Annotated in this window: 10 protein-coding genes; 9 read left to right on the top strand and 1 reads right to left on the bottom strand. The window is 62.1% G+C overall.

Annotated features, from left to right (window positions below):
- Window positions 1-581: 581 nt before the first annotated feature.
- Complete coding sequence (locus tag FDG13_RS07140; protein ID WP_180126142.1) at window positions 582-1,205, top strand: tyrosine-type recombinase/integrase; 624 nt, start codon at window positions 582-584, stop codon at window positions 1,203-1,205.
- Between the two features lie 387 nt (window positions 1,206-1,592).
- Here FDG13_RS07140 and FDG13_RS07135 read toward each other — a convergent pair whose 3' ends face one another.
- Entirely contained in the window at window positions 1,593-2,516 is a 924-nt protein-coding gene (locus tag FDG13_RS07135) for an AraC family transcriptional regulator (RefSeq protein WP_180126139.1), read from the bottom strand.
- A 170-nt stretch (window positions 2,517-2,686) separates the two neighbouring features.
- On the opposite strand from FDG13_RS07135, the gene FDG13_RS07130 reads away from it, so the two are divergent.
- From FDG13_RS07130 to FDG13_RS07095, 8 genes are all read left to right on the top strand, one after another.
- Window positions 2,687-4,816, top strand: coding sequence for a TonB-dependent receptor (locus FDG13_RS07130; RefSeq protein WP_180126137.1), 2,130 nt, complete (start codon window positions 2,687-2,689; stop codon window positions 4,814-4,816).
- 2 nt (window positions 4,817-4,818) lie between these two features.
- Complete coding sequence (locus FDG13_RS07125; protein ID WP_180126135.1) at window positions 4,819-5,691, top strand: alpha/beta hydrolase-fold protein; 873 nt, start codon at window positions 4,819-4,821, stop codon at window positions 5,689-5,691.
- Complete coding sequence (locus FDG13_RS07120) at window positions 5,688-6,029, top strand: DUF2218 domain-containing protein (protein WP_180126133.1); 342 nt, start codon at window positions 5,688-5,690, stop codon at window positions 6,027-6,029. The genes FDG13_RS07125 and FDG13_RS07120 overlap by 4 nt, the downstream gene beginning before the upstream one ends.
- Entirely contained in the window at window positions 6,026-6,970 is a 945-nt protein-coding gene (gene fepB, locus FDG13_RS07115; RefSeq protein ID WP_180126131.1) for a Fe2+-enterobactin ABC transporter substrate-binding protein, read from the top strand. Before FDG13_RS07120 ends, fepB begins: the two co-directional genes overlap by 4 nt.
- The gene (locus tag FDG13_RS07110; RefSeq protein WP_180126129.1) at window positions 6,967-8,001 is read left to right on the top strand and encodes an iron ABC transporter permease; all 1,035 of its coding nucleotides are present in this window, start codon (window positions 6,967-6,969) and stop codon (window positions 7,999-8,001) included. The genes fepB and FDG13_RS07110 overlap by 4 nt, the downstream gene beginning before the upstream one ends.
- An 80-nt stretch (window positions 8,002-8,081) precedes the next feature.
- Window positions 8,082-9,047, top strand: coding sequence for a FecCD family ABC transporter permease (locus FDG13_RS07105; RefSeq protein WP_370528182.1), 966 nt, complete (start codon window positions 8,082-8,084; stop codon window positions 9,045-9,047).
- Window positions 9,047-9,865 (top strand): ABC transporter ATP-binding protein, encoded by an 819-nt coding sequence (locus tag FDG13_RS07100; protein ID WP_180126124.1) that lies wholly within the window; start codon window positions 9,047-9,049, stop codon window positions 9,863-9,865. The genes FDG13_RS07105 and FDG13_RS07100 overlap by 1 nt, the downstream gene beginning before the upstream one ends.
- 11 nt (window positions 9,866-9,876) lie before the next feature.
- Window positions 9,877-11,187: an NtaA/DmoA family FMN-dependent monooxygenase gene (locus FDG13_RS07095; RefSeq protein WP_180126122.1), complete on the top strand. Its 1,311-nt coding sequence runs from the start codon at window positions 9,877-9,879 to the stop codon at window positions 11,185-11,187.
- The last annotated feature ends 30 nt before the right edge of the window (window positions 11,188-11,217 follow it).

The following is an 11,217-nucleotide window of genomic DNA, read 5'->3' as shown; positions in this document are numbered from 1 at the left end:
GATGAGGGGGATGTGGAAACGGGGATTGCAGAATTGGGCAACAAAAGGCACCGGCTCGTAGCTACGAGGCGGCCAACGGCAAATGCTTCAGGATGAAATCTACCGCGCCACATCTCTACTCTACGCACAGGAGCCGACTGTGCCGACCTTCTGATTTTTCGTGGTGGATGACTGCTTTGGAGAAATTGGCTCAGCGAATGGCCGCTTATGAGCACTGATTCCCAATGGCAGCATCTGGTCGATGGCAGGTGCCTGCTTTGACGAAGTGCCCGTCACATTGCTGCCCTTCATTGCCGGTTTGCCAACGGCTGCTTTGGAGCAAACAAATCGCAAATTTCTATGACCGGATACGCTGCCCTGCCGACCGCCAAACGAAAAATTTGATCCTGAAATTTGGATGACTGCTTTGGCTTGTCCGGCCGAACCCGCGAACGACCGGTCCCCACTTTGCCCACTGACTCCTACGGGCACCGACACGCCGATGGCCAATGTCAGCTGTCCGGCATTTCCGCAGTCAGAACGAATTGACTATTTGCGCAACCAGTCCACAGTGGTCTTCCCTCAATTTTTAGGAGAACACTGTGGACACAGCAATCGCCCCACCTGCCAAGATTCCATGGAACAAGGGCAAAATTGTTGGCCAAAAGTCCCCGCTCAAGCTCAAGGACATCTGGGCCATCAGGATTCGGCTACAGCTCAACAACAGAACGCGAGAGCTTGCGTTGTTTGATCTGGGGCTTGATAGCAAACTCAGGGCCTGCGATTTGGTGAAATTGCGCGTCAAGGACATCTGTCATGGTGATCGCGTTTCAAAGCGCGCCATCGTCTTGCAGCAAAAAACGTCATTGCCGGTACAGTTTGAAATTACACCGCCGACCCGTGAAGCGATTGAGGCTTGGATCAAAGAGTCATCGCTGCAGCCAGATGACTACTTGTTTCCGAGCCGTGTTCATGAGTCACCGCACCTGGGCACGCGGCAGTACGCCCGAATTTTGGAGGGTTGGATCAAGGAAATCGGTTTAGATCCTGCCCAATATGGAACCCATTCCATGCGCAGAACCAAAGCGACCCTGATCTATCGCCGAACCAAGAACCTTCGGGCAGTTCAACTGCTGCTGGGCCACACCAAAATTGAGAGCACTGTGCGTTATCTGGGAATCGAAGTCGAAGATGCACTGGAGCTCGCCGAGCAGACAGACATCTGACTGACCAGTTTTCTCTTTGATTTGTTGCACCAGGAATGGCGAAAAACCAGCAGTGCTCCGTTGGCACACCAGATGGTCCCTGCTGAAAGGGATTACTGATGCAGCAAATTGACAGAGCAATCTGGCTGGCGGACAGCAACTGGCCCGTTGCTCAAGCCGACCCAAAGCGGATGGGGCTGATTTCGAACGCGGCGCCATTTAGTCGACATTTGCTGATGCCATAGACCACACCGCATATACCTGCTTACCTGGGAGACTCCTCTTTCAGACAGGCGTAACGTCTTGAGCCATGAACAGCCGCTGTTCAATCAGTACAGTCGACACACATTCAGCGCCTTTCAGGCTGGTTGCGCCAATGTCTGAAACCTACGACTTATTTTGAGATATTTATCGCCGCATGCAGGCCGACGGCGGGTAGCCGAAGGTGCGCTGAAAGGCGGAGGAAAAGTTCGATACGGTCGAGTAGCCAGCACGGTAACCTGCCTCGCCGACGGTCAAGCGTCCTTCCCGCAACAGTGCGCGGGCCGCGTTCAGGCGTTCGGTGCGCTGGAACGCCATCACCGACATGCCATAGGCGGCCTTGAACAGCCGTTGCAGGGTGCTCACGCTCATACCCAGCTCCTGGGCCAACTGCTGCGGCGTGGCATTCTGATGCGCCTCGCTCATCAGAATGCGGTCTCTGATCATGCTGGCCCGGACCATGTCACGGTCATTGACCTGAAGGGTGGCAGCCGGCAGGTGTGGGCGGGTCTCTTCATGCGTGATACGCAAGGCCTGCTGGAGCATGGACAGACCGGCAATAGAGGACTGCAAGGAGTGCATGCTGTTGCCCGGTCGACCGCGCTGGGTCAGGATGTCCTGCGCGCAGCGCAGGGCCTGCGGCGACGGCGACCAGCTTACCACGCTGGGGCGCGGGGTATCCAGACCGATGTGCTCCCGGAGTTCACTGGGTAACTGAATGCTCTCCACACCTTCCATAGGCACGGTGATATTGACCTTGCGCACACGCTGACCGGCCTTGATGTGACGCACCAAAGCGCCGGGTTTCGTCATCAACCAGAGATAACCTGTAGGACCGTCATGGGCGGACATGCGACAACTGGTCTGGTTGATCGAAACCTGGATGTCGCCTTCAAGCAGCAGCATCACGGTCAGTTGGGCGGGAATGTCAAAGCGCTGCGACAGGGACTTGCGCTCCAGTGTGTCGTTGGCATGGATCTGCATTTGAATGGACAGGGTATCGAACACACACAGGCCATCCACTTTCTCGATCAGTGTGTTCGGCGCAGGCAGATCATTGGCGTGCGCCATCCCCTCGCCAGCCTTGCTGGGCCCAAGCTTGACCTCAGCTTGCCTTCCACGCAAAAGCACTTGACTGTTTTGCATAAGTGCTAACAAATGAGAATGATTACTATTGACACATCCAAATTGTAGCGGCTGCAGTACCGCGCCGTTCACCATCACCCACCCAGAGTATGTCCATGTCACCAGTCATCAACTTCAAACGTCCGGCAGTTGCCACGTTGCGCCGTCCTGTTCCCTCCGCTCTTGCCCTGGCTGTGCACTGCGCCATACTGGCCATGCCAACCCTCACCTTGGCCCAGACGACTGAGGCCCCGCAACTGTCCACCGTGACGGTGATGGGAGAGAAGATGGGGCGAACAGAGCAGGACTCGGTGACAGCCGTCACCGTGTTCACAGCCGCTGACATCGAGGCCAAGAACAAAAAATCCGTGCTTGAGCTGGTGGCCGAAGTGCCCAACGTGACCATCGGCGAGTTCGGTGGTGTGGCCAACATCCGCGGCAGCAACGGCGCCGGCCCAGGCTTTTCCTCGCTGGCCTGGAAAGGTGCCACACGTGCCAGAACAGCCACCATCGTCGACGGTGTCAGCCAGGTGTGGACAGGGGGCAACCTGCTCAGCACCGATCTTTGGGATATCGAACAGATGGAGGTCCTGCGGGGACCGCAATCGACCATGCAAGGGCGCTCAGCAGTGGGCGGGGCCATCGTGCTAAAAAGCAAGGACCCGACGTTCAAACAGGAGGGCGCGGTGCGCCTCGGCATGCAAGAGGCCAACGGCAAGCTCCTGAACCAAGCGGCGGCGGTCCTCTCGGGGCCGCTGTCTGATAGCCTGGCCTACCGCCTGAGTGTGGATGCCACCCGAGGCGACAGTTTCATCAACTACGTGGACAACAACACCCGTGCCGGGATGGATTTTTCATCGGACCCAGGCAAGGTGGAGCGAAACGACGTCAAAGCCAAGCTGCTCTGGGCTCCCAGAGACAACCCCGATCTGGTCAGCCGACTGGACTTGCAGCACCAGTCGCAAAAAGGCCCGTACCTGAATCAGGTCAACGTGGGCGACAACGGGGACTACACCGCGTCGATGGACAAGTTGAATCACCGCATTGGTGACACCACGATGAACACCGTCATCTCGAACACCAGCTACCAGATTGACGAACACCGGTCAGTCGAAGTTCTGCTCTCTGCGTCCAAGCTGGATGCGGGTTTCATACACAACCAGACCGCCGGTGCGATCAATACGAGCAACTATTTCAATGCGAGGTCGACCCAGGACGGGGTAGGGGCTGAGGCCAGGCTGGCCATGAGTTCGCCGAACTCTGCCGTCAAGTCGCTGGTGGGTATGTCGTACTTCAAGGACGACCTGACGGTGTTGGCTAAATCCTATGCCAACGCGATCCGCTACTCGGGTGACACGCATACCGATGCGGTGTCGATCTTTGGTGAGGTGGACTACCCGCTCAATGATCGGTGGGCGCTGATTGCCGGTGGGCGGGTCGAGCGCGAATCCCAGAACCGTTCGATCACCGATGGCACGGTGACTCAGGCGCGCGAGGCAAGTGACACCTATGCATTACCCAAGATGGGTGCACGCTACAAGTTCGATGCCCAGACGGTGCTTGGCCTGGATGTGCGGCGGGGTTACAACCCGGCGGGCATCAGCATGGACACCGACAGCGGCGCCATCTCCAGCTACGAGACCGAATACGTCACGGCCACCGAAATCAGCCTCAAGCAGTCCTTCAACGGTGGCAAAGGGTCCTGGTCGGTGAATGTGTTCAACAACGCGTTCAAGTACTACCAAGCCAGGAATGGCACCTTGATCTCCAACATCGACGAGGCCAACATCCGCGGCATTGAACTGGCGGTGTCGTCCGAGCTGGGTCGTGCAACCCGGGCCTACGCCAATGCCAGTCTGCAAACCAGCAAGATCGAGAAGTTCTCCGCGAACAGCGCCTATGTGGGCAACAAACTGCCCTATGCAGCGCCCAGAACCTATGGTGTGGGGATCTCCCACCAGTTGACGCCCGATCTGCAGCTCAGTGCCAATGCCAAATACGTGGCCTCCTACTACGTGGACATCTCCAACGCGGCAGGCAGCACGGCGGGTCAGAAAGCCAAGGCAGGCGACTACACCCTGGTGGATGTCAGTGCGAACTACGCCATCAACAAGAAAACCTCGGTGCGTGCCTATGTGAACAACCTGTTTGATGAGTACGTGGTCAATACCTACTTCCAAGGAACCACCACACAGGACGTGCTGGCCCCGCGCACGGTGGGTGTGCAACTCGATTACAAGTTCTGACGGTGCAGTCACGTTTGGGTAACCCTGCCGGGCTGAACCTGCCCTTTGTGCAGGTTCATGAGTTCCTGGACCCGGCCACAGGCGAGCGCAGAGAGCTGTTCCTCAGCGAAGCCAAATCAACCGCAGGCGCGGCCGCTCGTCTGCTGGTGCTGCTTGACGGGAATCTCAGTGCAGTGCCCGCCGCGCTGATGCAGCATGCGCGCATGGAAAGAGGTCTTGGCAACCCGCCACCGTGCACGGTGGTGGGTGTCGGCTACCCGGATGTGCAGTTTTATGACCGCGCGCGACGCACCCGCGACTACCTGCCGCCAATGCCTATGGGGCTGGATACCTCGGCCTGGCAAGGCGGGCGGGCTGACACTTTTGCTCACTTCCTCGATGCCAGTCTGCTGCCCTGGCTGGAGGCGCGCCAGGGCGCTGCGTTCTCCGAGGTCGGCCTGTTCGGTCACTCCTACGGTGGCCTGTTCGCTTTGCATAAACTGTTGCACCAGCCGGGCCGCTTTGATGCCTTTTTCAGCATCAGCCCTTCGCTGTGGTGGGCCGATGGCTGGCTGCTGGACCAGCTGCCCGGTGCCGTCGGGCGCTGCACGGGCCGCACACTCTTTCTGGGCATCGGTGCAGACGAGCGGGCCATGCCTGGAGACGATGCCCAGCGCCAAGCTTTGCACCAAGAGCGCAACCTGCAAGCACGGTTTGCCCGCCTGGTGGCCGAGCTGCAAGCGCAACACCTGTGCTTCACAGCCGAAACCTTTGCCGGTGAAGACCATGGATCGGTGCTCTACCCCGCGATCTCCCGCGCGGTGCGCTGGCTCATGCGGCCAGCACCGGGCGACCAACACAACACAGACCAACACCAAGACATCACCCGACCGTGAACTACGCCTCCACACAGATCCCGACCGCCGAAGCCTCCAAATACATTCACAAGCTTTGCCGCCACTTTGCGCACAAGGTGTCGGTGCTGTTCAGTGAGCAGGATGGACAGGTTCAATTCCTTCAGGGCCAGTGCCTATTGCAGGCAAACGCCCAGTCCCTGAACATCTACATGCAGGCAGAAGCCCCCGAAGGCATCCCGGCCATGCAGTTCATCATCGATGACCACCTACGGCGTTTCGCCCGTTTCGAGACCCTGTCCTACCAGTGGGGCACCGAAGTCCCGATGGCGGTCAAGACAGAACTCGCAGCGCTCACCCAAGCTGGGAGTGCCCCATGAACCGGCGCCTTGCCCAACTGCTGCTGGCCAAGCTGCTGTGCCTGGCTGTCTTGCCGGTGGCTGCGGCCAGCTGGCCCGTGGTGCATCGCAACCCGGACGGATCACAGGTGTCCATCCCCGCGCCGCCCAAGCGCATCTTGTCCGCTTCGGTCACGCTCACCGGTTCGCTGCTGGCCATCGACGCACCGGTGGTCGCCTCGTCCCTCAATGGCAACCGGCGTTTTTTCGACCAATGGGCGCAGGTGGCCGAATCGCGCAAGGTGCGGCGCCTGTGGGCACTCAACGCGGTGGACCTGGAGGCGGTGTACCTGGCCAAGCCGGACCTGATCGTGGTGTCGGCCAGCGGGGCAGACTCGGCGCTTGAGTCGGTGCGTGAGCTCTCGCAGATTGCGCCGACGATTGTGGTCGATTACGCAACCCACAACTGGCAGGAGACCACCCGCCAGCTCGGTCGCGCCACTGGCCTGTCGGAGCGGGCAGAACAGCGCGTGGCCGAGTTTGCCGAGAAAACGCGCAGCGTCGCCCAAGCCATTCGTGTGCCCGACGGCCTCACGGCCATCATCAGCTACAACGGGCCTGGCATGATCAACCCGGTGGCCATGCCCAAAGGCTCACACGGTTTACTGCTGTCGGCCCTGGGCTTTCGCATGGAGTCGCCCGACCCGCACTGGCACAGCGGACTGGACAGCGCCGACGATTTCGTCAAAGCGCAGTACGAACACTTGAGCACACTCAAGGCCCGCACCGTGTTCCTGCTGCGTCAGGATGAGAACGATGTGGATGCCTTGTTGCGCGACCGTGTGTTGGCGCGGATGCCGGCCGTGCGAACCCGGCAGGTTTATGGCCTGGGCAAGAACTCCTTTCGCATCGACTACTACAGCGCCAACGAGATCGTGGATGCGATCCGCCGCCGTTTTGCCAAGACCACTTCGCCCCAATGACCCGTCCCGCTGTTGCCCCTGCAGGGCTGGCGCTGCGCCAGCGCCGCCTGATCGCCAGCTTGTTGTTGCTGAGTCTGCTGCTGCTGTCGCTGGCCGGGCTGGCGCTGGGCTCCAAGCCCGTGCCCTGGGCCACGGTGGTGGAGGCCCTGCACTCGTTTGACCCGGACAAGCCCGACCACCTGCTGGTGGTGCACCTGCGCCTGCCGCGCCTGCTCATGGGCCTGCTGGTGGGCGCTGCGCTGGGTGCGGCGGGGCTGCTGATTCAGGCCGTCACACGCAATCCGCTGGCCGATCCCGGCCTGCTCGGTGTCAACGCGGGCGCCAGTCTTGCCATGGTGGCGTCGCTGGCGCTGTTCGGTCAATTGGCCATGGGGTTGCAGATCGTTTTTGCCATGTTGGGTGCTTTTCTGGCCGGCCTGGTGGTGCTGGGTCTGGCCGGTGCGGGCACGGTGCGCACCAGCCCGACGCGCATCGTGCTGGCGGGTGTGGCGGTGTCAGCGGTCTGCCTGTCGTTCTCGCAGTTGGTCATGCTCAACAGCCTCGACCAGGTCTTTGATCACTACCGCAACTGGGTGGTGGGTGCGCTGGAGGGGCGTGACCTCGGGGTGCTGCAGACCAGCCTGCCCTTCGTGCTGGTCGGGCTGGCGCTGGCTCTGTATGTGGCCAGGCACTTGGACGCACTCGGCCTGGGACAAGATCTGGGCAGGGCGCTGGGTGTGCACCGCCACCGCATCCTGGGCCTGTCGCTGCTGGCCATCGTGTTGCTGGCCGGCGCGGCCACGGCAGCGGTGGGGCCGATTGCCTTTCTTGGCCTGATCGCGCCGCATCTGGCACGTGCGCTGGTCGGGCCCAACCACGGCTTGTTGTTGCGCTGGTCGATGCTGCTGGCGATGTTCACCCTGCTGTTGGCCGACGTCGCGGGTCGCGTGTTGGCGCCGCCAGCCGACCTCGGGGCCGGCCTGATGGTGGCCCTGATCGGCGGCCCGTTCTTCATCATGCTGGCCCGGCGCGACCGGCTGACCGACCTGTGATGGCTGCTTTGGACTGGACAAAACCGCGTGTGCTGCGCCGAGGTCACCTTTCGCTGCAATGGGTACCACGGCAACTGATCGTGGTGTTACTGCTCTTGACGGCGCTGGCCGTGTTGGTGCTGCTGGCCATGGGCACCGGGCGGATATCGCTGGGTTTGCTGCAGGTGCTGGACATCGTTTTTTGGGGCGACGGCTCGGCGCTGGAACGCAAAGTTGTTTTCGACATCCGGCTACCGCGTGTGCTGACGGCCTTGCTCACCGGGGCGGCGCTGGCGGTATCGGGGGCCATCTTTCAGTCGCTCTCACGCAACCCGCTGGGCTCGCCCGATGTCATTGGTTTCACCACCGGCGCTGCTTCGGGTGCGGTGGTGTACTTTGTGCTCGGTGGCACCTCCAGCGTCACCTCGGCGGTGTTTGCGGTGGGTTCGGGCCTGCTCACCGCGCTGGTGGTTTTTGCGTTGTCGCTGCGTGGTGGCGCGGTGGCCAGCTACCGGCTGGTGCTGGTGGGCATTGGCGTGGGGGCCACGCTCTCAGCGCTGAACGAAGCGGTGCTGCTGCGCGGTGCACTCGAACAAGCGCTGTCGGCGCAGCTGTGGCTGTCGGGTTCGCTCAACACCCGCACCTGGGGGCATGCGCTGCCCCTGCTGGCGGGAGTGGTGGTGATACTTCCCCTGGCGCTGCTGGGCCAGTCGCGCCTGATGCTGCTGGAGCTGGGCGACGACCTGGCGCGCCAGTTGGGTGTACCCGCACTCAAGGTCAAGGCCTTCATGGCTTTTTGTGCTGTGCTGCTGGCCTCGCTGGCCACCGGTGCGGCGGGACCCATCGCCTTCATCGCCCTGGCCGCGCCACGTCTGGCCGCTTTCCTGACCGGCGAACACGGTCGGCCACTGTGGCCATCGGCGCTGACCGGTGCCTTGCTGTTGCTGGGCGTGGACGTGCTCAGCCAGACCCTGCCTTTTGAACTGAACCTGCCGGTGGGCCTGATGACGGCGCTGATCGGTGGTGTTTATTTGGTGTTTGCCATTCCCCGACTGAGATCTCTCTGATGCATCCCCTATTTGTTGGCGCCGGTCTGCGCCTGTCCTACGAGCAGCGGGTGGTCTGCGATGGCCTGGACGTGCAGATTCCGCGCGGCGCCATCACCACCATCATCGGCCCCAACGGCTGTGGCAAGTCCACACTGTTGCGCGCCCTGTGTCACCTGATCGAGCCGCGCGCCGGGCAGGTGACATTTGACGACCGTGCACTGGCAGCCTACGGCCGACGTGAACTGGCACAGCGTCTGGGTTTTCTGCCCCAGGTGTCCTCCGTGCCACCGGGCATCAGCGTGCGTGAACTGGTCTCGCGCGGGCGCTTTCCCTACCACGGCTTTTTGCGCCAGTGGAGCCGCGAGGACGAAGCCGCCGTGGCGCACGCGCTGGCCGAGACCGGCCTGACCGACAGCGCTGAGCGCCTGGTCGAGCAGCTCTCGGGCGGGCAACGCCAGCGGGTCTGGATCGCGTTGGTGCTGGCGCAAGACACCGATGTGTTGATGCTCGACGAGCCCACCACCTACCTGGACATCGCCCACCAGCTGGAGGTGCTGGAGCTGTGTCGGCGTCTGAATGCCGAGATGGGCAAGACGCTGGTGATGGTGTTACACGACCTGAACCTCGCGGCCCGCTACTCACACCACCTGATTGCCATGAAGCAGGGCCAGATCGTGGCCGCTGGCACACCGACCGAGCTGCTGACACCACAACGTGTGCAAGAGGTGTTCGGTATCCAGGCGCAGGTGATACAGGATCCGGTCACCGGCTCACCCTTGGTGGTGCCGGTGGCCTCACTACAGGGCGCCTCAGCCGATGCGCCTCCCCATCGTTGAAGGAGAGATGTATGACAACCCCCATGATCGCCGGCCTGTCGCTGGCCAGCACCTGGCTCTCGGGCAGCGCCTGGCGCCGCGCTGACAGCCAGGCAGAACGCCACCACGACGTGGACCTGTATGTTGGGCTGGCCCAACGCGCGGAACGGGCCTGCCTGGACTTTGTGTTCCGACCGGACACGGTGTTTCTCGACCCGTTGTCGCAGGCGCAAGGGCCGGGCACCAGCGCGCTGGACCCGACCCTGTTGTTGACCTGTGTGGCACGTGCAACCCAGCACATCGGCGTGGTGACGACGATGTCGACCAGTTTCCAGGACCCGTTCCACATCGCACGCAGTCTGGCTTCCTTGCAGACCATCAGTGCGGGCCGGGTGGCGTGGAACTTGGTCACCGGCCTGGAAGGCCAGGGCAATTTTGGGCACCGGCCCTTCCTGGAAGCCAGCGAGCGCTACCGCCAGGCCGAGGAAAGCCTGCAAGTTGTGCAGGCGTTGCTGCGCAGCTACCCAGCCGATGCGCTGCGGCTTGACCGCGACAGCGGCCTGTATGCCGACACACAGGCGATCCGCCCCATCGATCACCAAGGCAAATACTTCCAGGTGCAGGGGCCGCTGACACTGCCCGCTGGCCGTTTCGGGCGGGTGCCGATTTTTCAGGCGGGCGCCTCCGCAGACGGGCAATCCTTCGCAGCGCGTTTTGCCGACGCGGTGTTCGCCGCCGCGCCGACGCTGGCCGTGGCGAGTGAACTGCGTACCGGCTTGCGGCAACTGGCCGCGCAGGCGGGCCGCTCACCGCAGGATGTGCGCGTGCTGCCGGGGCTGAGTCTGTACCTGGCCAGCACCCGCGCCGAAGCACAAGACCTGTTCGAGCAGGCGCACACACACCTGGATAGGCCACAGCGCCTGGCCAAGCTGGCATCCATCCTGGGTATCGCGGTTGATGGCCTACCGAATGACCGCCGCCTTGGCCCCGAAGACTTTGCGGCGCCAACACAGCCGGTGCGCAGCCGCACCCATGCCGAGCTGCTGCTGCGCCGCATCGCCAGCGACCGGCCCACGCTGGAGACCCTGCTGGCCCTGCCCGAGGTGGTGTCGTCTGCGCATTGGCAGGTGATCGGGACACCCGCTGATGTGATCGAGCAGGTCCTGGCTTGGCGAGCGGCCGATGCCATCGACGGGTTCATCGCCCTGCCCGGAGGCAGCCTGGGTTCGCTGGCGCTGTTCCTGGACCAGGTGGTCCCAACCTTGCAGGCGGCAGGTGCCCTGAAAACCGCCTATCACGACGTCGGGCTAGGGCGTGTCATCAATCAATCCCCCTGTAATTGAAAGTCACGAGCCAATCACCATGTAGAGTGC

Source organism: Rhodoferax sp. BLA1, from assembly GCF_013416775.1.
Taxonomy (GTDB): Bacteria; Pseudomonadota; Gammaproteobacteria; order Burkholderiales; family Burkholderiaceae_C; genus Rhodoferax.
The sequence above is the reverse complement of the archived record's forward strand: the minus strand, read 5'-3'. Positions and strand labels throughout refer to the sequence as shown.

Coding starts and splice junctions, on each gene's coding strand:
- FDG13_RS07100 (WP_180126124.1), top strand. CDS start 9,047: ATGCATCCCCTATTTGTTGGCGCCGGTCTGCGCCTGTCCTACGAGCAG.
- fepB (WP_180126131.1), top strand. CDS start 6,026: ATGAACCGGCGCCTTGCCCAACTGCTGCTGGCCAAGCTGCTGTGCCTG.
- FDG13_RS07130 (WP_180126137.1), top strand. CDS start 2,687: ATGTCACCAGTCATCAACTTCAAACGTCCGGCAGTTGCCACGTTGCGC.
- FDG13_RS07095 (WP_180126122.1), top strand. CDS start 9,877: ATGACAACCCCCATGATCGCCGGCCTGTCGCTGGCCAGCACCTGGCTC.
- FDG13_RS07110 (WP_180126129.1), top strand. CDS start 6,967: ATGACCCGTCCCGCTGTTGCCCCTGCAGGGCTGGCGCTGCGCCAGCGC.
- FDG13_RS07135 (WP_180126139.1), bottom strand. CDS start 2,516: ATGGCGCACGCCAATGATCTGCCTGCGCCGAACACACTGATCGAGAAA.